Raw genomic sequence first — 23,664 nt, 5'->3', positions numbered from 1 at the left:
GTGTACCTGCCGGACAAGTGGGTGTCGGCCGGGGAAGTGTGTCAGCCGGGGATCCCGGCGGCCAGCAGCTCCACGAAGCCGATGTCCTCGTTGGTGACGCCGAAGACCTCGGCGCGCTGGAGGGTGCGCTCCGCCCAGGCGCGGTGCGGCTTCACCTCGTTCATCTTGTTCGTGTACGCGGACCGCAGGACGCCCCCGCCGCCCCGCTCGGGCCGCAGGATGTCCTGGGCGTCGCTGAACTCCTCGTGGCTGACCACCGACAGGGCGTGCACGGGCAGTACGTGCGAGGGGTGGATGCAGGTCTTGCCCTGCAGTCCGTTGGCCCGGTCGAGGGCGATCTCCCGCAGCAGCCCGTCCATGTCGTGCTCGATCAGGGCGGCGCGCAGGCCCTGGGCCTCGGGGTTGAAGGGGCTGCTGCGCAGCTGCGGCTTGAACATGCGCTCCTGGACGCGGAAGTACTCCCACACGGGTCCGGTCACGGTGAATCCGGTGCCGTCGGCCCGTCCGAGGACGTTCACCACGTCGGCTATCACGGAGGCCACTATCTGGACGTCGTACGCGGTCATGTCGGGCGCCCGGCGCAGTCCGTACGCCGAGCAGAAGTCGGTGACGCCGAGCCGCAGCGCGAGCACGCGGTCGCGGTACTTGTCGACGGCGCGGAAGATCCCGGCGAGGGTCTCGGCCCTCGACTCGCGGTACAGCAGTTCGGGCGATTCGAGGACGGGCATGGCGAAGAGCCGCCGTCCGCTCGCCCCCTCGGTCTCGGTGAGCGCCTCCAGGAACGGCACCCCCCGCTCCTCGGTGAACTTCGGCAGTACGAATCCGGACAGGAGCCGCACGGAAGCGCCGAGACGGTGGGCGAGGTCGGGGATCTGCTCCGGCGTTCTGACCCGGATGAAGAGCAGGGGCAGATCGGCCACGGGGCGGCGTTCGGCCAGATCCGCGAACTGCCGGACGAGGTTCTCCTCGGCGCCGGTGACGTCCTCGTCGCCGATCGAGTCCTCCAGGCACAGGACCATCGAGACGACCCCGCGGCCGGCCTGCTTCACGATGTCGTCGGCCATCTTCTGCCTGGTCGCGGGGCTGTAGAGGGTCGCTCCGAGGGCGGCGGCGAGCACCCGGGGCGCGGAGTCCGCGGTGAATGCGCACGGCTCCTGGAAGAAGAGGCGCTGCCGCACCTCAGGGGCGAGATGCCCGAAATGACGCATGAGTTACCCCCGGGGCGGCTGTGCGGCCTGACGATATGTGGCCGGTAATAGTACGTAGAGATCCGTGTCAAGGGTTCCCATCGGGCATGAAGTTCAGGTAACGCAGACAAACACCATTGTGCCCGCCCGTTCGCACAACAAGCCGAACGGGCACCCACCCCCGCGTTGTCGTGGCCAGGACCGAGAAGGCAGGATGACCGCATGACGCACGCCATGCTGAAGGGGTCGAACGTCCCGCTGGACGCCACGGCGGTGCGCGCCGTGCTGCGCTGGACGCCCGGGCGGGGCCTCCCGAACGTGGACGCCTCCGCCCTGCTCCTCGGCCCCGACGGCCGGGTCAGGTCCGACGAGGACTTCGTCTTCTACAACCAGCCCCGGCATCCGTCGGGCAAGGTCTGGCGGCTGGGCAACAAGCGCGTGAACGACGGTCTCGCCGAAGGGCTCACCGACACGATCCAGTCGGATCTGGCGGGTGTCGACGACGCCGTGGGGCGGATCCTGCTGGTCGCCTCCGCCGACGGCGTCACCTTCGACCGGGTACAGGCGCTGCGGATCCTGCTGTTCGACGCCACGGTCGCGGACGCGGAGCCGCTGGCGTACTTCGACATCAAGCCGGAGACCGGTGAGGAGACCGCGCTCATCTGCGGTGAACTGTACCGGCGGGGTGAGGGCTGGAAGTTCCGGGCCCTCGGCGAGGGGTATTCCAACGGCCTGGAGGGCCTGGCGTCCGACTTCGGGATCTCGGTGGACGAATCCGGGACCGAGGAGGGTTCGGCATCCACCGGGCGGGGCGGGGCCCAGCCGCTGCCGCCCGAGGCGCCCACGCAGGTGCCCCAGCAGCCCGTGCAGCCGGCGTACGGATATCCCCCGGCCGCGCCGGGCCCGGAGCCGACGCGGCAGCAGCCGCCGGCCACGCAGCCCGCGTACGGCTATCCGCAGCCCACCGGCGCACCTGCCTACGGCTATCCGCAGTCGGCCCCGCCCCGGCCCTCGCAGTCCGGCTACGGCTACCCGCAGCCGGTGGGTCCGGCCCCTGCCCCGGACCCGGACTTCCGCCTCCCGCCCCAGGGCCCCCAGTTCATCGGCCGCTGAGGGAGCTCCGCGCCCGCCGGGGACGCTGGTGCCGCGGCGCTAGGCCTTGGTCTTGTAGCCCCGGCCCCACTGCAGGCCCCAGCCGTAGAACCGGTCCAGCTCCGCCTGGAAGCCGTAGACGAACTTCACCTCGCGCCGCACCACCAGTTCGTTCTTCACGTTCTCGATCATGACCACCGCGCAGGACCGCGCCTGCGAATGCCGCTCGTCGAGCCCGATCTCGATCCGGGGCCCGTTGCTCGGGTACAGCGTCACGATGGCGTGCGTACGGTCGAACGCGGGCGTCTGGTCGTAGATGTAGACGAAGACCAGCAACCGCTTTATCTGCTCGCGGTGGTCGAGGTTGACGAAGATCGTCTCGCCCGAACCGGAGCCGAAGCGGTCGTCGCCGCTGAGCTTCACGTACGGCGCGCCGTTGAGGTCCCCCAGGAAACCGCCGAGCGGCTGGACGACCCCCTTGGTGCCGTCGGCCAGTTCGTACATGCAGCCCAGGTCGAGGTCGACGTTGACCATGGACTGGGTGTGCGCCTGCACCACTTCCGGCTTCAGTGCCTTGAAGGGGTGCCGCAGCAGGCTGCCCCGCTGCGGTCCGCCGATGTCGGAGGTCCGCATCCGCCAGGACAGGTTGATGCGGAGGTTGCCGGTGGCCGCGCCCTGCTTGGTGAGTGAGATCGTCTGGTTGCGTTTGGTCAGCTCGATGGCGTTGGTCGACGCGCTGCCCGAGTCGAACGGCGTCGACCGGCCGCGCCACAGGTTCTCCCAGAACTTCATTCCCGCCCCCACGCTTCTTCGTCGGCCCCGACACGGATCGGGGCCCCATACGCCGGGGCGGCCGCCGAGGACTCCTCGGCGGCCGCCCTCACAGAGCGTTCCTCAACCTGACCGGTGTCACACCCCGGACGAGACCTCTGTCTTGTCGTCCGAGGGGTCAGCCTTTCCCCCCGCGGCCTCCAGCGCCTTGTTGCGGCGGACGGAGGACCAGAAGGACCAGGCGATCAGGACGACCCCGATGAGGCCGGTGACGATCTCGTTGACCTCGAACCGGATGGTGACGAGAAGGATCGCGGCCAGGGCGCCGATGGCGTAGTGGGCGCCGTGCTCCAGGTAGACGTAGTCGTCGAGGGTGCCCTGGCGGACCAGGTAGACGGTCAGCGAACGGACGTACATCGCGCCGATGCCGAGGCCCAGCGCCATCAGGACGATGTCGTTGGTGATGGCGAAGGCGCCGATCACGCCGTCGAAGGAGAAGGACGCGTCCAGGACCTCGAGGTAGAGGAACATGAAGAACGCGGCCTTGCCGACGAGGGCTCCCGCGGAGATCTGCTTGCCCTTGGCCCTGGCCTCCTCCTCGGCCTCGTGCTCGCGCTCCTCCGCCTCCTCCAGCCGGTTCTCGAAGAAGCCGGAGAGCCCGCCGACGACCAGGTACGTGATGAGGCCGGCGACGCCGGAGAGCAGCACCGTCTCGGTCTTGTCGGCGGATCCCGCGTGCAGGTGGGCGTGCGGGGCCAGGAACAGTGCGGTGACGAGCAGGATGATCAGCGCGATGCACGCCGACAGCATGTCGACCTTGCCGAGCTTGGCGAGCGGGCGCTCCAGCCAGCCGAGCCACTTGATGTCGCGGTCCTCGAAGATGAAGTCGAGGAAGATCATCAGCAGGAACATGCCACCGAAGGCGGCGATCGACGGGTGGGCGTCGGTCACCAGTTCCTGGTAGCGGTCGGCGTCGTTCAGGGCGAGGTCGACGGCCTCGATGGGGCCGAGCGAGGCACTGATCGCGACGATCACGACGGGGAAGACGAGCCGCATCCCGAAGACGGCGATGAGGATGCCGACGGTGAGGAAGATCTTCTGCCAGAAGGCACTCATCTTCTTCAGGATGCCGGCGTTGACCACCGCGTTGTCGAAGGACAGCGAGATCTCGAGGATGGACAGGATCAGCACGATCCCGAAGGCGGTCCATCCGCCGATCAGCACCGCTGCGACCAGGCCGAGCGCGGTGACCGCGAACGACCAGCCGAAGGTTTTCAGAACCACTGGCTACCCAATCGTGAGGTTGGGGGGCTACCCCCGGACGAAGTCCGGAGGGGGTTTCCCCCCGCCGTACCCGGCTTTACGAAACGTTGACCCCGAAGTCTAGAGGGCCGACCCCCCGCAGGAGAGGGCCGGGGCCGATCCCCCGGAGATCCGCAGGTCCAGCGGGTACGGAACCATGGGATGCCCGCGCCTTCCCGGCTTTACGAAACGTTGACCCCGAAGTCCAGGGCGATGCCGCGCAGCCCGGACGCGTAGCCCTGGCCCACCGCGCGGAACTTCCACTCGCCGTTGTAGCGGTAGACCTCGCCGAAGATCATCGCGGTTTCGGTGGAGGCGTCCTCGGAGAGGTCGTAGCGGGCGAGCTCCTGGCCGTCGGCCTGGTTGACGACCCGGATGAAGGCGTTGCTCACCTGGCCGAAGGTCTGGCCGCGGTTGTCGGCGTCGTGGATGGAGACCGGGAAGACGATCTTCTCCACGTTCGCGGGCACCTTGGAGAGGTCGATGAGGATGGACTCATCGTCGCCGTCGCCCTCACCGGTAAGGTTGTCGCCGGTGTGCTCGACCGAGCCGTCCGGGCTCTTGAGCTGGTTGTAGAAGATGAACCACTCGTCGCCGAGCACCCGCCCCGAGTTGCACAGCAGCGCGCTGGCATCGAGGTCGAAGGGGGCTCCGGTGGTGGAGCGCGCGTCCCAGCCGAGCCCGATCATCACCTGCGTGAGGTTCGGTGCGGCCTTGGAGAGGGAGACATTGCCCCCCTTGGCGAGCGTGACGCCCATGTTCCTGGTCCTCTCCGGTCAAGCCGTTGGTTCATGCGTGGCACTACCACGTCCGGCGCCGCACTGGGAGTGTGCGGCGCCGGACGGGAGGGATGGTGCCGGTCGGGGCCGGTCCCGACACGACGGGCCCGGCCCCGGACGGGCGAAACGGCTCAGACGTTGACGCCGAAGTCCTGCGCGATGCCGCGCAGGCCCGACGCGTACCCCTGGCCGATGGCGCGGAACTTCCACTCCGCGCCGTGGCGGTACAGCTCGCCGAAGACCATGGCGGTCTCCGTCGAGGCGTCCTCGGAGAGGTCGTACCGGGCGATCTCCGCCCCGCCGGCCTGGTTCACCACGCGGATGAACGCGTTGCGCACCTGGCCGAACGACTGCTGGCGGTTCTCGGCGTCGTAGATCGAGACCGGGAAGACGATCTTCTCGATGTCGGCCGGGACCCCGGCGAGGTCGACCTTGATCTGCTCGTCGTCGCCCTCGCCCTCACCGGTGGTGTTGTCGCCGGTGTGCTCGACGGAGCCGTCGGGGCTCTTCAGGTTGTTGAAGAACACGAAGTTGGCGTCACTGCTGACCTTGCCGTCCGCGTTCGTCAGGATGGCGCTGGCGTCGAGGTCGAAGTCGGTACCGGTGGTGGTGCGGATGTCCCACCCCAGACCGATGATGACCGCGGTCAGGCCCGGGGCCTCCTTCGACAGCGATACGTTGCCGCCCTTGCTGAGGCTGACTCCCACGAGTCCTCCCATTGGTGTCCGGGGGGCGGGAAGCCCCGTAGTGCGTTGGTATCGGATCAACGTGTCGATCCTAGTGAGAGGTTCCCCGTCCCCGCAGGCCCTGGGGCACGAAAAATCCCGAAGTGTCGGCGTCCCGGTCCGCCGGACCGCGTCGGCGCCGGACTCACAGGGCGTCGAGCGCCCGTACGTACTCGTCCAGGTCGCGTGCGTCGGGCAGGGAGTTGACGACGGTCCAGCGCACCACGCCCTCCTTGTCGATGACGAAGGTGCCACGCACCGCGCAGCCCTTGTCCTCGGCGAACACGCCGTACGCGCGCGAGACCTCGCCGTGCGGCCAGAAGTCCGAAAGGAGCGGGTACTCAAGACCTTCCTGCTCGGCGAAGACGCGCAGGGTGTGGATCGAGTCGTTCGAGACGGCGAGGAGCTGGGTGTCGCGGTCGGCGAACCGCGGCAGGTTGTCGCGCAGCGCGCACAGTTCGCCGGTGCACACGCCGGTGAAGGCGAAGGGGTAGAAGAGCAGCACCACGTTCTTGGCGCCGCGGAAGTCCGACAGCCGCACGGTGGCGCCGTGGTTGTCCTTGAGCTCGAAGTCCGGGGCCTTGTCGCCGACCTCGATCGCCTCGGTGGCCATGGTCCTGCGTCCCTTCCGTCGGATCAGGCTGTTCGGGTGACACCCACCCTACGCAGCGTTCCCGGAAGCGGGTCGCGGGCCCCGCCAGGGGCGCGGGGAACTGCGCGACCGGCCACAGCGGACCCGCGGCGCCCCACCGGCGGCCGACGCCCGGGGCCGGAGACCGGAGGCCGCCGGGGTCCGCCACGGACGAGGCCCCCGCCGACAGGAGTCGGCGGGGGCCTCCTGGCCTCGGCTGCGCCTCAGCGCTTCTTGGCGGCCGTCTTCGGCGTCGCCAGCTTCGTGCCGCTCCAGTCCTTCCCCACGCTGATGCCCTTGGTCTGGGACAGACCCGCGGTCGTCACGGCTTCGGCGATGTCGCTGGGCTCCACATAACCGTCTCGGCCGGTCTTGGGCGTCAGCAGCAGGACGGCGCCGCCCTCTTCGACGTACGTGGTGGCGTCCACCAGCGCGTCCGTCAGGTCGCCGTCGTCGTCTCGGAACCAGAGCACCACGGCGTCGGCGACGTCGTCGTACTCCTCGTCCATGAGCTCGCTGCCGATTACTTCTTCAATGGCCGAGCGGAGCTCCTGGTCGACGTCATCGTCGAAGCCGATCTCCTGGACCACCTGCTCGGGCTGGAATCCCAGCCTGGCGGCCAGGCTCGTCCGCTCCTCCGCGTGGTCCGCGGTCGCGCTCACGGGTTGCCTCCTGATCATGTTCGGTAATGGGGTCCTCCCCGGCCCGGACTGAGCCGGGGCCTCGGGGAAGTTCAAGCCACGCGCGTGCGCGAAGCATTGGCCGTAGTCCACACGGGCGGGACGGATCGCGCAAGTACCCGGCCGTCGAGACCGCCGAAACGGTGACGATCCAGGCGGTCTCGCCGCAACCCCAGTCAGGGAATCACAGCTTCAGGTGACACACACCACAGCGATCCGCCCTGTTTGTGAATTTAGGAACCCTACGAGGGTACGAGACTCGAATGCCTTTGCGGTACGCGTCACGGGGCGGGCGTATCGTTGCGATTTGCCGGACCCACCCTCGGGGGAACGGGACGAACGTGTCGATTACCTCTCGGTAGAGATGACGTTTCCGTTCCCGCGGTACACGATGGGAAACGGTGCAGACGCCCAGGAAACCAGAGAAGAACCAAAGAAAAAACTGAGAAGAAGCGGCCCCCGAGAGCGAAGGAACAGCGTGGCTTCCGGACCCGATCGTAATCCGATCATCATTGGCGGCCTTCCGAGTCAGGTTCCTGACTTCGATCCCGAAGAGACACAGGAGTGGCTCGACTCCCTGGACGCCGCTGTGGACCAGCGCGGCCGGGAGCGGGCCCGCTATCTCATGCTGAGGCTGATCGAGCGGGCCCGCGAGAAGCGCGTGGCCGTGCCCGAGATGCGCAGCACCGACTACGTCAACACCATCGCCACCAAGGACGAGCCGTTCTTCCCCGGCAACGAGGAGATCGAGCGCAGGATCCTCAACGCGACCCGCTGGAACGCGGCCGTGATGGTGTCCAGGGCCCAGCGTCCCGGGATCGGCGTCGGCGGCCACATCGCCACCTTCGCGTCCTCCGCCTCGCTGTACGACGTGGGCTTCAACCACTTCTTCCGCGGCAAGGACGAGGGCGACGGCGGCGACCAGATCTTCTTCCAGGGGCACGCCTCCCCGGGTATCTACGCCCGCGCGTTCCTCCTGGACCGCCTGGACGAGGCGCAGCTGGACGGCTTCCGGCAGGAGAAGTCGAAGGCCCCGCACGCGCTGTCGTCGTACCCGCACCCGCGGTCCATGCCGGACTTCTGGGAGTTCCCGACCGTCTCGATGGGCCTCGGCCCGCTCGGTGCGATCTTCCAGGCGCGGATGAACCGTTACATGGAGGCGCGCGGTGTCGCGGACACCTCCGCTTCGCACGTCTGGGCGTTCCTCGGCGACGGCGAGATGGACGAGCCGGAGTCGCTCGGCCAGTTGTCCATCGCCGCGCGCGAGGGCCTGGACAACCTCACCTTCGTCGTCAACTGCAACCTCCAGCGCCTCGACGGCCCGGTGCGCGGCAACGGCAAGATCATCCAGGAGCTGGAGTCGCAGTTCCGGGGCGCCGGCTGGAACGTCATCAAGCTGGTCTGGGACCGCAGTTGGGACCCGCTGCTCGCGCAGGACCGCGACGGCGTGCTCGTCAACAAGCTGAACACCACGCCCGACGGCCAGTTCCAGACGTACGCCACCGAGACCGGCGCATACATCCGCGAGCACTTCTTCGGCGGCGACCACCGGCTGCGCGGCATGGTCGAGAACATGACGGACGACCAGATCCTGCACCTGGGCCGCGGCGGCCACGACCACCGGAAGGTGTACGCGGCCTTCGCGGCGGCCAAGGCGCACAAGGGCCAGCCGACCGTGGTCCTCGCCCAGACGGTCAAGGGCTGGACGCTCGGCCCGAACTTCGAGGGCCGCAACGCCACGCACCAGATGAAGAAGCTGACGGTCGCCGACCTCAAGGGCTTCCGCGACCGGCTGCACCTGCCGATCTCCGACCAGGAGCTGGAGTCCGGCGCGCCGCCGTACTACCACCCGGGCCGGGACTCGGAGGAGATCCAGTACATGCACGACCGCCGCAAGGCGAACGGCGGGTACGTCCCGACGCGTGTCGTACGGTCGAAGCCGCTGGCGCTGCCCGAGGACAAGACGTACGCGAGTGTGAAGAAGGGCTCCGGCCAGCAGTCGATCGCCACCACCATGGCGTTCGTACGGCTGCTCAAGGACCTGATGCGGGACAAGGAGATCGGCAAGCGGTTCGTGCTGATCGCGCCGGACGAGTACCGCACCTTCGGCATGGACTCGTTCTTCCCGAGCGCGAAGATCTACAACCCGCTCGGGCAGCAGTACGAGGCGGTGGACCGGGAGCTGCTCCTCGCCTACAAGGAGTCGCCGACGGGTCAGATGCTGCACGACGGCATCTCCGAGGCGGGCTGCACGGCCTCCCTGATCGCGGCCGGCTCGGCGTACGCCACGCACGGCGAGCCGCTCATCCCGGTGTACGTCTTCTACTCGATGTTCGGTTTCCAGCGCACCGGTGACCAGTTCTGGCAGATGGCCGACCAGTTGGCGCGCGGTTTCGTCCTGGGCGCGACCGCGGGGCGCACGACGCTGACCGGTGAAGGGCTGCAGCACGCCGACGGGCACTCGCAGCTGCTCGCCTCGACGAACCCGGCCTGTGTCGCCTACGACCCGGCCTACGGGTTCGAGATCGCACACATCGTGCAGGACGGGCTACGGCGGATGTACGGCTCGTCCGAGGAGCACCCGCACGGCGAGGACGTCTTCTACTACCTCACCCTCTACAACGAGCCGATCCAGCACCCGGCCGAGCCGGCGGACGTCGACGTCGAGGGCATCCTCAAGGGCATCCACCGCTTCGCGGCGGGCACTTCGGGTTCGATCCCGGCGCAGATCATGGCGTCGGGTGTCGCGGTGCCGTGGGCGGTCGAGGCGCAGCGGATCCTCGCCGAGGACTGGGACGTACGGGCCGACGTGTGGTCGGCGACCTCCTGGAACGAGCTGCGGCGCGAGGCCGTGGAGGTGGAGCGGCACAATCTGCTGCACCCGGAGGAGGAGCAGCGCGTTCCTTACGTGACGCGGAAGCTGTCGGGGGCCGAGGGGCCGTTCGTGGCCGTCTCCGACTGGATGCGGTCGGTGCCGGACCAGATCTCGCGGTGGGTGCCGGGGACCTACCAGTCGCTCGGCGCGGACGGGTTCGGCTTCGCCGACACGCGTGGGGCCGCCCGGCGGTTCTTCCACATCGACGCGCAGTCGATCGTGGTGGGGGTGCTGACGGAGCTCGCCCGTGAGGGGAAGGTGGACCGGTCGGTGCTGAAGCAGGCGGTGGACCGGTATCAGCTGCTGGATGTGGCGGCGGCGGATCCCGGTGCCGCGGGTGGGGATGCCTAGGCCGTAGCCCGGCCGTGGCCCGGTCCTGGCCCGGCCGTGGTCCGGCCGTGGTCTCAGGTCAGGCCTCGGGTCGTGTGTAGGGCGCGGGTGCGTGGGGGCTGGTCGCGCAGTTCCCCGCGCCCCTGGAAGGCGGCTGCCGCGGGCAGTTCGCCGAGTGCGGGCACGTCGTAGCTGGTCGCGCAGTTCCCCGCGCCCCTGGAAGGCGGCTGCCGCGGGCAGTTCGCCGGGTGCGGGCGCGTCGTGACCGGTCGCGCAGTTCCCCGCGCCCCTGGAAGGCGGCTGCCGCGGGCAGTTCGCCGGGTGCGGGCGCGTCGTGACCGAGCGCGCAGTTCCCCGCGCCCCTGGAAGGCGGCTGCCGCGGGCAGTTCGCCGGGTGCGGGCGCGTCGTGGCCGAGCGCGCAGTTCCCCGCGCCCCTGCCGGGGCGCGGGTGCGCGACCGGCCACCGGCGGCCCGCGGTCCGCGTGCGGTGCGTCCACAAAAAGATGTCCCCCGCGTCCCCCGAAGGGGGCGCGAGGGACGTTGTCCCGATGCGGTCCGGTTCGTCAGAACAGCATGCCGCCCGGTCCCGCCGCTCCGGCGATCCACACGATCGCCAGGATGGTGTCGATCACTCCCAGGACCACGGCGATCAGCGCCGGTGTCACGCGGGCGCCGCTCCAGCGGCGTCCCATGGCCAGCCAGCCGCAGACGATCGCCACCGGACCGAGGATGATTCCCAGCACGAAGAAACCGGCGACCGCGCAGATGACTCCGATGAGTCCGAGTGTCGCGCTGTCCGGCCCGCTCCGTGACCTCGTACGGCTACGCGAGCGAGGGTGTTTGCGCGTGGTGTGGCCGAAGCCCGCCATCATCAACTCCCTGGACCTCTGAGCCGACCGGGTGCCGGTCGGTTCTGGCTCGGAAGTCGGGTACCCCGGTCATGTCAATTCAGACCCGTACTTCTTTCGCCGGGCGCACGTCGGTTGCGCGGCGTGCCGCCCCCCTCCGGCGGCACGCCGCTCCATCAACCGAACTGCCCGTTCCGTACAGATCAGTTGAGGACACTCTGACCTGCGACCCGCGCAATATGAAAGTCATACGGAAAGGTGTCACCCGGATAGGCGAAAGCCCCGCCGAACAACTCGGCGGGGCGATAAAGGAGATGGAGCGGCGGCGGCCCTAGAGGTGACCGACTCCCGCGCCCGCCTCCGCGTTGGCGCCGCGCTTGGTGAGGAGGGCGACGAAGATCGCGACGACGGCCACGCCGGCCGCGACGAGACTCGCCAGACTCATGCCGGAGATGAACGTGTCGTGGGCGACGTCGGTGATCTTCGCCGCGATGTCGGGCGGCGTGTCCGGCGCCACCGGCGCGGCGCCGACCTGGACCGCCTCGGCGGCCTGGCCCAGCTGCTCCGGGGCGAGCTTCGGGAGCCCCGCCTCCGCCCAGTTGCCCGCGAGGTCGTTGTCCACCTTGGAGGCCATCACGGCGCCCAGGACCGCCGTGCCGAGGCTGCCGCCGATCTGCATGGCGGCCTGCTGGAGGCCTCCCGCGACACCGGAGAGCTCCATCGGGGCGTTGCCCACGATGACCTCGGTGGCGCCGACCATGACGGGCGCGAGACCGAGGCCGAGCAGCGCGAACCAGAGCGACATGAGCCCGCTGCCGGTGTCCGTCTCCAGAGTCGAGACGCCGAACATCGCGACGGCCGTGCACGCCATACCGCCCGCGAGCGGGATGCGCGGCCCCGTCCTGCCGATCAGCGCGCCGGCCAGCGGGGAGCCGACGATCATCATGCCGGTGAGCGGCAGCAGGTGCAGGCCCGCGTCGATCGGGCTCATCCCGTGCACGTTCTGCAGGTAGAAGGTGACGAAGAACAGGCCGCCCATGAAGGCGATCGCCATCAGCACCATCAGCACCACGCCGGCCGACAGCGGCACGGACCGGAAGAGGGCGAGCGGGATGAGCGGCTCGCGCACCCGGTTCTCCCAGAACGCGAACAGGGCGAAGCCGAGGACCGAGATACCGAGGAACGACCAGGTCAGTGCGGCGCCCCAGCCCCACTCCGGGGCCTTGATGAGCGCCCAGACCAGGCAGAACATGGCACCGGACAGCAGGCCGATGCCGAGCAGGTCGAAGGAGCGCGGCGCATTGGCCGCGCGGTGGTCGGTCAGGATCACCGCTCCGAGGACGACGGCGATGATGCCGACCGGCACGTTGACGAAGAAGACCGACTGCCAGCTGACGTGCTCGACGAGCACCCCGCCGAGGATCGGGCCGCCCGCGGTGGAGGCACCGATGACCATGCCCCAGATGCCGATCGCCATGTTCAGCTTCTCGGCCGGGAAGGTGGCCCGCAGCAGGCCGAGCGCGGCCGGCATCAGCAGGGCGCCGAACAGGCCCTGGAGCACCCGGAAGGCGATCACGGAGGAGATCCCGTCCGAGAGGCCGATGGCTCCCGAGGTCGCCGCGAAACCGGTCACGCCTATCAGGAAGGTCTGGCGGTGGCCGAACCGGTCGCCGAGCTTGCCGGCCGTGATCAGCGTGACGGCGAGCGCGAGGAAGTAGCCGTTCGTGATCCACTGGACGTCGGCGAAGGTGGCCCCGAGGTCCTTCTGGATGGCCGGGTTCGCGATGGCGACGATGGTGCCGTCGAGGGCCACCACCATGACGCCGATGGCCACGGTGATCAGGGTGAACCACGGGTGGCCGCGCAGGCCCTTGGCCGGGGCCGGGCCGGAGCCGGCCGGAACCTCGTCGGCCGGGCCCGTCTTGTCGACGGTGGTCTGACTAGTCATGCGTTCGAGGCTAGTGACAGCCACTGACAATTGACAAACCAATTCACAATTCGGTGCCCGACATGCCGTTTTCCGTGCGGGTACGCCGGACCGACGGCCGCCCGCGCGCCGCCGGGAGCCACCGGGAGCCCTCCGCGGGCATGATGGTGGCCGCGAGGAACGAGAAGAGGACTCATGGAGACGGCGTCACGACCGGGGCTGCGCGAGCGCAAGAAGCAGCGCACCCGGGACGCGCTGGTGCGGGCCGCCCTGGAGCTGTTCACGGCCAACGGTTACGAGCGGACCACCGTCGACGAGATCGTGGAGGCCGTCGACGTCTCGCAGCGCACCTTCTTCCGGTACTTCGCCGGCAAGGAGGAGGCCGCCTTCGCCGTCCAGGAGATGACGGAGTCGCACTTCCTCGACGCGGTGCACCGACGCCCGCCCCACGAACCCCCGTTGGAGGCGCTGCGCCAGGCCGTCCTGGCGAACTGGGACACCGTCGGGGAGGCCATCGAGTCGGTCGTCCCGATCGAACTGCACATGCGGACCTTCCAGTTGATCGAGTCGACGCCCGCGCTGCTGGCGGCCCACCTGTGCCGCCAGGAGGGGCTGGAGGAGGAGCTCGCCCGGACGATCGCGGAACGCGAGGGTGTCGACGTGGACACCGATCCGCGTCCGCGCGTCGCGGTGGCCCTGTTCGGCGGCGTGATGCGGCTGACGGCCCGCTCGTGGGGCGCCGGCGAGGACTTCAGCGTGGCCGCGATGCGCGAACTGACCACGTCCTACCTGGACCAGATGGGGCCCGCGCTGGCGACGGACTGGCACACACACGACGGGGGCGGTCCCGGACGCGGCGACGCGGACGGCCGCGGAACCGACGCCGGCACCCGCGGAAACACGGAGTAATTCCCGCTGCACGCACGGTCGTGCCCCGATCGCCCTGACGGAAACGTGATCCGTGTCACTCGGTTAACGCGAGACCCTCCCGTTCTCCTAGTGTGTCCTCCCAGTGACTTCCTTCGACTCCACCCCCCAACTCAACGTCTGGCGCATGCTGCTCGCGCTGGCCGTGGTGTTCGTGATGCTCGGGACCACCGGCTGGACCGCGGTGCGCGGCCACCGGGGGGCGACCACACCCCTCGCGGCCTCCCTGTCCGCATGGGAACGCGGCCACCTGGGCGGGCACCGGCTGCCGGACCCGGACACCACGACGCCGGCCCGGCTCGCCCAGTTCTTCGCCTCGCTCGACGCGCCCCGGCGGGCGGAGCTCGCCGCCCGCTACCCGCTCGCGGTCGGCAACATGAACGGGGCGCCGGTGAGCCTGCGCTACCGCGCCAACCGCATCGCCCTCGGCCAGGCGCGCAGGGCCGAACTCGCACGCATGGGCGACAGCAGGCTCTCCGCGGGCGGCCAGCACGACGCGGGCCGCCGCATGCACCGGTACGAGGCGCTGATGGCGAAGGGGCGCCGCATCCTGGCCTTCGACCCGATGGGGCCGGGCCGGGTCGCGGAGGTCTTCGGCGACCTCGGGCGGGCCCGGCGGGTCTCGGTCGTGGTGCCCGGCGTCGACACCGACCTGCTGACCTTCCAGCGCACCGAGCGCAGGTACACGGCGCCCGTCGGCATGGCGAAGGCCCTGTACGGCGCGGAGCGCGAGGCGGGCCCCGGGACGCGTACGGCCGTCATCGCGTGGGCCGACTACACGACCCCGAGCGGTCTCGGCATGGACGCCGCCACCGGGACCCGCGCCGAGGAGGGCGCGGTCCGCCTCGCCGCCCTCGTACGGGCGCTGCCCGGCCGCTCGCGCGTCGCGCTGTACTGCCACAGCTACGGATCCGTGGTCTGCGGGGTCGCCGCGCGTTCCCTGCCGTCCCGGGTCTCCGACATAGCGGTCGCGGGCAGCCCCGGCATGCGCGTCGAGCGGGCCTCACAGCTGCGCACCGCGGCCCGGGTGTGGGCCGTACGGGACGCGGACGACTGGATCGAGGACGTACCGCACCTGGAGTTCGGCGGGCTCGGGCACGGCGCCGATCCGATGTCCTCGCAGTTCGGCGCGCGGGTGCTGTCCGCGCGCGGGGCGAAGGGACACACCGGGTATTTCGAGCCGGGCACCGACAGCCTGCGGAACTTCGCCGAGATCGGAATTGGCGCGTACCGCGCGGTTCGCTGCGCGCACGAGGACCACGAGGACGACGCGTGCCGGAAAGGCCTGTCCGGCACGACCGAAGCCGGACGCGCGTAGAGAACGGGAAAAGTGCGGTCCGCTCAGGGAGGGGACGAGGAGGCACATGCCGCATACGATGGCCCGCATGGGTGACGTACTGGCCGGATTTCATGCCGCCTGGGAGTTCGGGTCCGACTCCGTGCTCATCCGCTTCGCACGGGGGATCCGCACGCCGAAGCTGTTCCAGGCGCTCGGCGAGCGGCGCATCCCGCTCGACGCGATCGCCGCGGTGACGCTGACGCCCGGCAAGCGCGGGACGGTCGTCCTGCGCGCCGAGCCGAGACCGGGGGCGGACCCGCTGATGGAGGCGGCCGCGGGACAGCTCAAGGAGGCGTCCGATCCCTACCGCCTCGTGCTGCCCGCCGAGCGGGAGACGCTCGCCGAGTACTACGCGGACGAACTGCGCGCCGCGCTCGCGCCCGGGGACGCGGGGCCGGCCGAGCGCTATCTCGTGCCGGCGCCGAAGACGCCGCTGCAGTTCAAGGCGTACGACGCGAAGGCGTCCTTCGACGGGAGGTCCGTGGTCTTCCGGTGGTTCTGGACGGGGGCCTCGTCCGCGAAGTGGAAGGCCGGCGACCAGACGTTCGCCGTGGCCGACCTGTGCGGGGTGCAGTGGCGGTCGCCCGAACTCTTCGAGGGACATCTGCGGTTGCTGCGCCGTGACGCGGGCGGTACGGAGACCGCGCAGGCGGGGCCCGCGGACCAGGATCCGGGGGCCGTTGTCTTCGGGCTGGGGTACGGGCCGGTGCACGAGTCGCTGCCGTTCGCGGCGGCCGTGCTGGCCGCGGTGCGGTCGGGCGGACCCGCGGCCGCCGTCGACGGCGTGGCCGTGGAGGCCCGGCGGGCGCCGGGGGAGGTCGCCGAGCGGATCCGGCATCTCGGGGAGCTGCACTCGGCGGGACTCGTCACGGACGAGGAGTTCTCGACGAAGAAGGCGGAGCTGCTGGCCGAGCTGTGAGGCTGTGAGGTTACCTGCCGGGTGCAGGTGGGTGGGACCCCGGTCGCGCAGTTCCCCGCGCCCCTGTCGGGGCGCAGCCCCGTCCTGGGGCGCGGGGAACTGCGCGACCAGCCACGACGCGCCCGCACCCGGCAAACGAGAGCGGCCCCCGGGGGCTACTCCCGGCCCGCCGAGACGAACGTCATGTCGGCGTAGCGGTCGCCCGCGACCCCGGCGGCTATGGCATCCAGGACGGCCAGGTCGCCGTCGGTCAGGGTGATGCGTGTCGCCGCCGTGTTCTCCTCGATCCGGGCGCGGCTGCGCGTGCCCGGGATCGGGACGACCGGGAGGCCGTGGACCGCCGCCCGCTGCTGGACCCACGCCAGGGCGATCTGCCCCAGGGAGGCGCCGTGGACCTCGGCGACCCCGCGGATCGGCTCCAGCAGCGCCCCGTTCGCCGCCGCGTTGTCCCCCGTGTAACGGGGCTGATGACGGCGGAAGTCACCGGCAGTGAGGTCGCTGTCCGCGTCCGCGAAGGCCCCCGTGAGGAAACCCCGCCCGAGCGGCGAGTACGGGACCAGGGTCACCCCCAGCTCCCGGGCCGCCGGCACCACACCGGCCTCGATGTCCCGGCTGAACAGCGACCACTCCGACTGGACGGCCGCGATCGGGTGCACCGACTGCGCGGCCCGCAGTTCGCCGCCCGTCACCTCACTGAGGCCGAGCTGCTTGACCTTGCCCTCGCGGACCAGCTCGGCCATCGTGCCGACGGTCTCCTCGATGGGGACGTTCACGTCACGGCGGTGCATGTAGTAGAGGTCGATCACGTCGACGTCCAGGCGCTCGAGGCTCGCCTCGACCGCCTGCCGGATGTACGGGCCGTCGTTGCGGATGATCCGCCGGGTCGGCTCGTCCGGCGGGATCGTCATGGCGAACTTCGTCGCGACGACCACCTCGTCCCGGTGCGCCGCGAAGAACGGCGCCAGGAACCGCTCGTTCTCCCCCTGTCCGTAGGCGTCGGCGGTGTCGTACAGCGTGACGCCCAGTTCCAGCGCGCGCTCCAGCGTGGCCCGCGCCTCGCCGGCGTCCGTCGGCCCGTACGCGAAGCTCATGCCCATGCAGCCGAGGCCCTGCACCCCGACCTCGGGGCCGTCCGTGCCGAGCCGTGCCGTCGCGATCCTGCTGTCCGTCATCGGGACCCCTCCGACGCCAGGGCCCGCCCGGCGTCCGCATAGAAACTGATCTTCCGGTCGAGCACGGCGAGGGTGTCCTGGAGCTCGGCGATCCGCGCCCGCACATCCCGCCGCGTCGCTTCCAGGAGCTCGAAGCGGTCGGTGTACGTGTCGTCGCCCGCCCGCACCATCTCCGCGTACCGCACCATGTCGGCGACCGGCATCCCGGTCAGCCGCAGCTTGCCGACCAGTTCCAGCCAGTCGAGGTCGCGGTTGCTGTAGCGGCGCTGGCCGGTGTGCGAGCGGTCGATGTGCGGCATCAGCCCGATCCGCTCGTACCAGCGCAGGGTGTGGGCCGTCAGTCCGGTGAAGGCGACGACCTCGCTGATCGTGTACTGGTCCCGGCCGTCCGGACGCCTTGTGGCGTGCGGTGGGGCGGCGCAGGTGTCGGTCCCGGACTCCGTGGTCTGCATCACCGTCATGGCCCCCACGCTAAAACCCTGGAGTGCACTCCAGGCAAGCGGATCCCGATGAAATCCCGGCGACCGAAATTCCGGCGACACGGGGCGCCGCGCTGACTAGCGTGCCGATCATGAGTCTCGTACGCCGCGCTGTGCCCGAGGACGCCGCCGAACTGCTCCGACTGCGTCAGGTGCTGATCGACTCGATGCCCGGGGCGGACACGTCCACCGGCTGGCACGCCGAGTCCCTGGCCACGGTACGGGGCCGGCTGGCCGACCCCCACGGGGGTTTCGCGGCGTTCGTCGTCGATCACCCGGAGCGGGCGGGGGCGCTGGGGGCGCTCGTGGCGGGGACCCTGGAGTACCGGATCGGCCGGCCCCGGAATCCGCACGGGCGGATCGGATACGTGTTCAGTGTCGCGACCGACCCCGGGGTACGGCGGCGGGGGTACGCGCGGGCCTGCATGGAGGCGCTGGTGGAGTGGTTCCGGGAGGAGGGGGCCGGGCAGATCGACCTGACCGCCTCGGCGGAGGCCGCGCCGCTGTACGAGTCGATGGGGTTCGTCCGGACGCCGGATCCGTTGATGCGGCTGAAATTCTGAGCGGTGCGTGGGCAGGTGCGGGTACGTGGGGGCTGGTCGCGCGGTTCCCCGCGCCCCTGAAGGGGCCCGTAGGCTCTGGCTCATGTCTTTGCAGAGTCTCGCCCTGATCGAAGAGTGGCCCGTTCCCACCGCCGCCGCGGCCGTCGTACGGGCGGACGGGACCGTGCTCGGGACCCACGGACCCGCCGGCCGGCCCTTCGCGCTGGCCTCGGTCAGCAAGCCGCTCGCCGCCTACGCCGTGCTGGTGGCGTACGAGGAGGGGGCCGTCGAGCTGGACGAGCCGGCCGGGCCCGAGGGGTCCACCGTGCGGCACCTGCTCGCGCACACGAGCGGCCTCGCCTTCGACGAGCACCGGGTGACGGCGCCGCCCGGGCAGCGGCGGCTGTACTCCAACGCCGGATTCGAGCAGTTGGGCGACCATGTGGCGAAGGCGACGGAGATCCCCTTCGCGGAGTACGCCAGGCAGGCGGTCCTCGAACCGCTCGGGATGACGTCGACGGCCCTCGACGGCTCGCCCGCGAAGGACGGCGTCTCGACCGTGGACGACCTGGTGCGGTTCGCCGCGGAGGTGCAGGCGCCCCGGCTGCTCGACCCGCGGACGGTCGCGGAGATGATGAGCGTGCAGTACCCGGGGACGAAGGGTGTGCTGCCCGGGTACGGCCACCGGAGCCCCAACGACTGGGGCCTCGGATTCGAGATCCGCGACTCCAAGTCCCCGCACTGGACCGGGAGTTCGTCCTCCTCGCGCACCTTCGGGCACTTCGGCCAGTCCGGTACGTTCCTGTGGATCGACCCGGACGCGGGGGCAGCCTGCGTGGCCCTGACGGACCGGGCGTTCGGCGCGTGGGCGACCGAGGCATGGCCGCCCTTCACGGACGCGGTGCTGGCCGAACTGGGGCGCTGAGTTCCCCACCGGCCGGTACGGGCAGGCGTGCGCAACTGCTCGGAGATCTCCACCCGTACGCCCCGTGCACCGCCGCGCCGGAACAGGAAGCAACTGCCGCAGCGGCGGCCGGGGACGTGCCGGTCCGTGGCGGGCCGAACGGCGCGGATCAGCCGGCCGTCATCTCCCACAGCAGCAGTTCCGCCTCGGAACCGGCCACCGCCTCCAGGTCCTTCGCGTCCGTGACGCGTGCCGCGTCGCCGGTGTGCAGCCTCTCGCCGTCCAGCAGGACTTCGCCGTGTACGACATGCGCGTACAGGAGGGGCGCGTCCGGGACCGCGGTCCGTTCCCCCGGTGCCAGGCGGCGCACGTGCAGCATCGCGCCCGCCTGCGGGACCGCGTACGGCGTCGAGTCGGCTATGCCGTGGACGACCTCGTACGCGGGGTCGCCGCCCGGCTCCAGCGGGGCCAGCCACATCTGGACGAAGTGCAGGGGTGCCGTGCCGTCGTTGCGTTCGGTGTGGCGGACCCCGCCCGCCGAGCTGAGGCGCTGGACGTCCCCGGGGCGCACGACCGACTCGTGGCCCGCGGAGTCCCGGTGGGTCAGCTCGCCCTCGACGACCCACGTGACGATCTCGGTGTGGCTGTGCGGATGCTCGGCGAAACCGGCGCCGGGCGCGAGCCGCTCCTCGTTGCAGGCGATGACCGCGCCGAAGCGCAGGTTGTCCGGGTCGTAGTGCGGGCCGAAGGAGAAGGCGTGGAGGGACTCGATCCCGGCCGCCGGATCGCCTCCGCGGTAGCGCTCGTCACCACGCCGTACGTCCATCACGCCCCCACGGTAGACCTGCCGAGCGTGCCACCTGCGACCCTCCGCCGCATCTCCCGCCCCTGATGAGGCAGTCTTGTTCCGTGCCCGAACCCGAACCCAGCAACACCGAACGCGCCGCGCGCGCCGCCCAGGCGCACACCGCGACCCTGAAGCGGCTGGAGAAGTCGTCCGGCAGTCTCGCCGCCCAGGCCATCGCACGCATGGACGAGACACTGCCCTGGTACCGGGCGATGCCACCGGAGAACCGGTCGTGGATCGGCCTCGTCGCACAGGCCGGTATCGCCGCGTTCACCGAGTGGTTCCGGCATCCGGACGCTCCCCAGGCGATCTCCACGGACGTCTTCGGCACCGCCCCCCGCGAGCTGACCAGGGCGATCACCCTGCGGCAGACCGTGGAGATGGTGCGCACGACGATCGAGGTGATGGAGTCCGCGATCGACGAGGTCGCGGCCCCGGGCGACGAGAACGTGCTGCGCGAGGCGCTGCTCGTGTACGCCCGGGAGATCGCCTTCGCCACCGCCCAGGTGTACGCGCAGGCCGCCGAGGCGCGCGGTGCCTGGGACGCCCGGCTGGAGTCCCTGGTGGTGAACGCGGTGCTCTCCGGCGAGGCGGACGAGGGGGCCGTGTCCCGCGCCGCGGCCCTCGGCTGGAACTCGCCCGAGCACGTGTGCGTGGTGCTGGGCACGGCACCCGACGGTGACAGCGAGCTGACCGTCGAGGCCATCCGGCGGGCCGCCCGGCACGCCAAGCTGCAGGTGCTCACCGGCGTCCTCGGTGACCGCCTCGTCGTCATCGCGGGCGGCAGCGACAACCCGCTCGCTGTCGCCAAGTCCCTGATCGGGCCGTACGCGGCGGGGGCCGTGGTGGCCGGCCCGGTGGTCCCGGACCTGCTCGCCGCGACCCGCTCCGCGCAGGCCGCCGCCGCCGGGCTGAAGGCGTGCTTCGCCTGGCAGGACGCCCCGCGGCCGGTACTGGCGGACGATCTCCTGCCGGAGCGCTCGATCGCCGGTGACCCGGCGGCGCGCGACCAGCTGGTGGAGGAGATCTACAGACCGTTGGAGGAGGCCGGTTCCGCGCTCCTGGAGACGCTGAGCGTCTATCTCGAACAGGCGAGCAGTCTCGAAGGAGCCGCCCGCATGCTCTTCGTCCATCCCAACACCGTGCGCTACCGGCTTCGACGTGTGACTGACGTCACCGGATGGTCACCCTCCGACGTACGTTCGGCGTTCACGCTGCGGATCGCGCTCATCCTGGGGCGTCTGGCCGATGGAGATCCCCAGCTCTAGGCTTTTGTGGGGGACCTACAATTCCCCCTCGTGTTCTTCGTCCCTGTCCCCACGGGCGGCCGTGCCCGTCCTCAAGAGAGAGTGTGAGAGTGCTCGTACTCGTCGCTCCCGGCCAGGGTGCCCAGACGCCCGGCTTCCTGACTCCTTGGCTCGACCTCCCCGGCGCCGCCGACCGCGTCGCCGCGTGGTCGGACGCCATCGGGCTCGACCTTGCCCACTTCGGAACGCAAGGCGACGCGGACGCGATCCGGGACACCGCCGTCGCCCAGCCGCTGCTGGTCGCCGCCGGTCTGCTGTCCGCCTCGGCGCTCGGCGCCGTGGCACCCGGTGCCGTCGCGGGACACAGCGTCGGCGAGATCACGGCCGCCGCCCTCGCGGGCGTCCTGGACGAGACGGCCGCGCTGACACTCGTGCGCAAGCGGGGTCTGGCGATGGCCGAGGCCGCCGCCGTCACCCGGACCGGCATGGCCGCGCTGCTCGGCGGCGACCCCGCCGTGACGATTCCGCACCTGGAGAAGCTCGGCCTGACCCCGGCCAACGTGAACGGCGCGGGCCAGATCGTGGCCGCCGGCACGCTGGAGGAGCTCGCCGCCCTGGACGCGGACAAGCCCGAAGGCGTACGCCGGGTGGTGGCCCTCAAGGTCGCGGGCGCGTTCCACACCCGGCACATGGCTCCGGCCGTCGATGTCCTGGAGCAGGCCGCGGCGGAGTTCTCGCCGGCCGACCCGACGATCACGTACGTCTCGAACAAGGACGGCCGGACCGTCGCCACGGGCGCCGAGGTCGTCGCCCGCCTGGTCGGCCAGGTCGCCAACCCGGTCCGCTGGGACCTGTGCATGGAGACCTTCGAGGAGCTCGGCGTGACCGCGCTGCTCGAGGTGTGCCCCGGCGGCACGCTGACCGGTCTCGCCAAGCGCGCGCTGCCCGGCGTGCGGACGCTGGCGCTCAAGACACCCGACGACCTCGAAGCGGCTCGCGAGCTCATCGCCGAGCACGCCTCGGCCTGAGCGCGTAAGGAGCCGACAGAGCATGTCGAAGATCAAGGCCCGCAAGGGCGCCCCGTACGCGCGGATCCTCGGTGTGGGCGGTTACCGCCCGGTGCGTGTGGTGCCGAACGAGGTGATCCTGGAGCGCATCGAGTCCTCCGACGAGTGGATCCGCTCGCGCTCCGGCATCGAGACCCGGCACTGGGCGAACGACGAGGAGACCGTCGCCGCCATGTCGATCGAGGCGTCCGGCAAGGCGATCGCCGACGCCGGCATCAGCGCCGAGCAGATCGGCGCCGTCGTCGTCTCGACCGTCTCGCACTTCAGCCAGACCCCGGCCGTCGCCACCGAGATCGCCGACAAGCTCGGCACGGCGAAGGCCGCGGCCTTCGACATCTCGGCGGGCTGCGCCGGCTTCGGCTACGGGCTGACCCTCGCCAAGGGCATGATCGTCGAGGGTTCGGCGCAGTACGTGCTCGTCATCGGTGTCGAGCGGCTGTCCGACCTGACCGACCTGGAGGACCGCGCGACGGCCTTCCTGTTCGGTGACGGCGCGGGCGCGGTCGTCGTGGGTCCCTCCGAGGAGCCGCACATCGGCCCCACGGTCTGGGGCTCCGAGGGCGACAAGTCCAACACGATCAAGCAGACCGTGCCCTGGGACCAGTTCAGGAACAGTGACGTGTCCCAGCTGCCCCTGGACTCCAAGGGTGAGGTCAAGTTCCCCGCGATCACGCAGGAGGGCCAGGCGGTGTTCCGCTGGGCCGTGTTCGAGATGGCCAAGGTCGCCAAGGAGGCGCTGGAAGCCGCCGGACTCACTGCGGAAGACTTGGACGTCTTCATTCCCCACCAGGCCAACGAGCGGATCATCGACTCGATGGTGAAGACTCTCAAGCTGCCGGAGCACGTCACGGTCGCGCGTGACGTACGCACCACCGGCAACACCTCGGCCGCCTCGATCCCGCTCGCTATGGAGCGGCTCCTGGCGACCGGAGAGGCGAAGAGCGGCGACACCGCGCTCGTCATCGGCTTCGGGGCGGGTCTCGTGTACGCCGCGACGGTCGTTACCCTCCCCTAGGCACCCCGTCCGGAACGTTCCGGACGGGAGCACCGCCACACCCTCTGGAAACACAAGA

General features: G+C 70.5%; 22 protein-coding genes. 10 read left to right on the top strand and 12 right to left on the bottom strand.

The features are described 5' to 3' along the window. Window positions 1-41: 41 nt before the first annotated feature. The gene (locus tag QFZ75_RS26745) at window positions 42-1,208 is read right to left on the bottom strand and encodes an HpcH/HpaI aldolase/citrate lyase family protein (protein ID WP_307540844.1); all 1,167 of its coding nucleotides are present in this window, start codon (window positions 1,206-1,208) and stop codon (window positions 42-44) included. 201 nt (window positions 1,209-1,409) lie between these two features. Here QFZ75_RS26745 and QFZ75_RS26740 point away from each other — a divergent pair, with 201 nt between their 5' ends. Next, the gene (locus QFZ75_RS26740; RefSeq protein ID WP_307540843.1) at window positions 1,410-2,300 is read left to right on the top strand and encodes a TerD family protein; all 891 of its coding nucleotides are present in this window, start codon (window positions 1,410-1,412) and stop codon (window positions 2,298-2,300) included. 39 nt (window positions 2,301-2,339) lie between these two features. On the opposite strand, the gene QFZ75_RS26735 is transcribed toward QFZ75_RS26740, so the two are convergent. From QFZ75_RS26735 to QFZ75_RS26710, 6 genes are all read right to left on the bottom strand, one after another. Further along, complete coding sequence (locus QFZ75_RS26735) at window positions 2,340-3,071, bottom strand: Tellurium resistance (RefSeq protein WP_307540841.1); 732 nt, start codon at window positions 3,069-3,071, stop codon at window positions 2,340-2,342. 117 nt (window positions 3,072-3,188) lie between these two features. Next, window positions 3,189-4,334 (bottom strand): DUF475 domain-containing protein, encoded by a 1,146-nt coding sequence (locus QFZ75_RS26730; protein ID WP_307540839.1) that lies wholly within the window; start codon window positions 4,332-4,334, stop codon window positions 3,189-3,191. Between the two features lie 200 nt (window positions 4,335-4,534). Beyond that, window positions 4,535-5,110 carry a TerD family protein gene (locus tag QFZ75_RS26725; RefSeq protein ID WP_307540837.1) on the bottom strand — a complete coding sequence of 192 codons (576 nt, stop codon included), beginning with the start codon at window positions 5,108-5,110 and terminating at the stop codon, window positions 4,535-4,537. 152 nt (window positions 5,111-5,262) lie between these two features. Continuing rightward, complete coding sequence (locus tag QFZ75_RS26720) at window positions 5,263-5,838, bottom strand: TerD family protein (RefSeq protein ID WP_307540836.1); 576 nt, start codon at window positions 5,836-5,838, stop codon at window positions 5,263-5,265. A 163-nt stretch (window positions 5,839-6,001) separates the two neighbouring features. Next, window positions 6,002-6,469, bottom strand: coding sequence for a peroxiredoxin (locus QFZ75_RS26715; RefSeq protein ID WP_307540834.1), 468 nt, complete (start codon window positions 6,467-6,469; stop codon window positions 6,002-6,004). 242 nt (window positions 6,470-6,711) lie between these two features. Continuing rightward, window positions 6,712-7,149, bottom strand: coding sequence for a DUF3052 domain-containing protein (locus tag QFZ75_RS26710; RefSeq protein WP_055519877.1), 438 nt, complete (start codon window positions 7,147-7,149; stop codon window positions 6,712-6,714). Between the two features lie 496 nt (window positions 7,150-7,645). On the opposite strand from QFZ75_RS26710, the gene aceE reads away from it, so the two are divergent. Beyond that, window positions 7,646-10,393 carry a pyruvate dehydrogenase (acetyl-transferring), homodimeric type gene (gene aceE, locus QFZ75_RS26705; protein ID WP_307540833.1) on the top strand — a complete coding sequence of 916 codons (2,748 nt, stop codon included), beginning with the start codon at window positions 7,646-7,648 and terminating at the stop codon, window positions 10,391-10,393. Window positions 10,394-10,936: 543 nt separating this feature from the next. Here aceE and QFZ75_RS26700 read toward each other — a convergent pair. Then, window positions 10,937-11,245, bottom strand: coding sequence for a small hydrophobic protein (locus QFZ75_RS26700; RefSeq protein ID WP_307540832.1), 309 nt, complete (start codon window positions 11,243-11,245; stop codon window positions 10,937-10,939). A gap of 307 nt (window positions 11,246-11,552) precedes the next feature. Then, window positions 11,553-13,169, bottom strand: coding sequence for an MFS transporter (locus QFZ75_RS26695; RefSeq protein ID WP_307540831.1), 1,617 nt, complete (start codon window positions 13,167-13,169; stop codon window positions 11,553-11,555). Between the two features lie 174 nt (window positions 13,170-13,343). Here QFZ75_RS26695 and QFZ75_RS26690 point away from each other — a divergent pair, with 174 nt between their 5' ends. From QFZ75_RS26690 to QFZ75_RS26680, 3 genes are all read left to right on the top strand, one after another. Then, on the top strand, window positions 13,344-14,057 hold the full coding sequence (locus tag QFZ75_RS26690; protein WP_307540829.1) for a TetR/AcrR family transcriptional regulator: 714 nt from the start codon (window positions 13,344-13,346) through the stop codon (window positions 14,055-14,057). A 103-nt stretch (window positions 14,058-14,160) separates the two neighbouring features. Then, window positions 14,161-15,393 (top strand): alpha/beta hydrolase, encoded by a 1,233-nt coding sequence (locus QFZ75_RS26685; RefSeq protein ID WP_307540828.1) that lies wholly within the window; start codon window positions 14,161-14,163, stop codon window positions 15,391-15,393. A 58-nt stretch (window positions 15,394-15,451) separates the two neighbouring features. After that, window positions 15,452-16,333, top strand: a complete 882-nt coding sequence (locus QFZ75_RS26680) for a DUF4429 domain-containing protein (protein ID WP_307544800.1) — start codon at window positions 15,452-15,454, stop codon at window positions 16,331-16,333. Window positions 16,334-16,488: 155 nt separating this feature from the next. Here QFZ75_RS26680 and QFZ75_RS26675 read toward each other — a convergent pair whose 3' ends face one another. Both QFZ75_RS26675 and QFZ75_RS26670 read right to left on the bottom strand, forming a co-directional pair. Continuing rightward, window positions 16,489-17,505 (bottom strand): aldo/keto reductase, encoded by a 1,017-nt coding sequence (locus QFZ75_RS26675; RefSeq protein ID WP_307540827.1) that lies wholly within the window; start codon window positions 17,503-17,505, stop codon window positions 16,489-16,491. After that, on the bottom strand, window positions 17,502-17,966 hold the full coding sequence (locus QFZ75_RS26670) for a MerR family transcriptional regulator (protein WP_307540825.1): 465 nt from the start codon (window positions 17,964-17,966) through the stop codon (window positions 17,502-17,504). Before QFZ75_RS26670 ends, QFZ75_RS26675 begins: the two co-directional genes overlap by 4 nt. A gap of 110 nt (window positions 17,967-18,076) precedes the next feature. Here QFZ75_RS26670 and QFZ75_RS26665 point away from each other — a divergent pair, with 110 nt between their 5' ends. Beyond that, window positions 18,077-18,547, top strand: coding sequence for a GNAT family N-acetyltransferase (locus tag QFZ75_RS26665; RefSeq protein WP_307540824.1), 471 nt, complete (start codon window positions 18,077-18,079; stop codon window positions 18,545-18,547). An 82-nt stretch (window positions 18,548-18,629) separates the two neighbouring features. Further along, the gene (locus QFZ75_RS26660) at window positions 18,630-19,451 is read left to right on the top strand and encodes a serine hydrolase (RefSeq protein ID WP_307540823.1); all 822 of its coding nucleotides are present in this window, start codon (window positions 18,630-18,632) and stop codon (window positions 19,449-19,451) included. A 148-nt stretch (window positions 19,452-19,599) separates the two neighbouring features. Here the strand turns inward: QFZ75_RS26660 and QFZ75_RS26655 are convergent, their stop codons facing one another. Then, window positions 19,600-20,256 (bottom strand): pirin family protein, encoded by a 657-nt coding sequence (locus tag QFZ75_RS26655; RefSeq protein ID WP_307540822.1) that lies wholly within the window; start codon window positions 20,254-20,256, stop codon window positions 19,600-19,602. Between the two features lie 83 nt (window positions 20,257-20,339). Between QFZ75_RS26655 and QFZ75_RS26650 the strand changes: the two genes are divergently transcribed. From QFZ75_RS26650 to QFZ75_RS26640, 3 genes are all read left to right on the top strand, one after another. Beyond that, window positions 20,340-21,545 carry a CdaR family transcriptional regulator gene (locus QFZ75_RS26650; RefSeq protein ID WP_307540820.1) on the top strand — a complete coding sequence of 402 codons (1,206 nt, stop codon included), beginning with the start codon at window positions 20,340-20,342 and terminating at the stop codon, window positions 21,543-21,545. A gap of 89 nt (window positions 21,546-21,634) precedes the next feature. Continuing rightward, complete coding sequence (locus QFZ75_RS26645; protein ID WP_307540819.1) at window positions 21,635-22,552, top strand: ACP S-malonyltransferase; 918 nt, start codon at window positions 21,635-21,637, stop codon at window positions 22,550-22,552. 22 nt (window positions 22,553-22,574) lie between these two features. Further along, window positions 22,575-23,606 (top strand): ketoacyl-ACP synthase III, encoded by a 1,032-nt coding sequence (locus QFZ75_RS26640; RefSeq protein ID WP_307540818.1) that lies wholly within the window; start codon window positions 22,575-22,577, stop codon window positions 23,604-23,606. The last annotated feature ends 58 nt before the right edge of the window (window positions 23,607-23,664 follow it).

The organism is Streptomyces sp. V3I8 (assembly GCF_030817535.1).
Classification (GTDB): Bacteria; Actinomycetota; Actinomycetes; order Streptomycetales; family Streptomycetaceae; genus Streptomyces.
The sequence above is the reverse complement of the archived record's forward strand: the minus strand, read 5'-3'. Positions and strand labels throughout refer to the sequence as shown.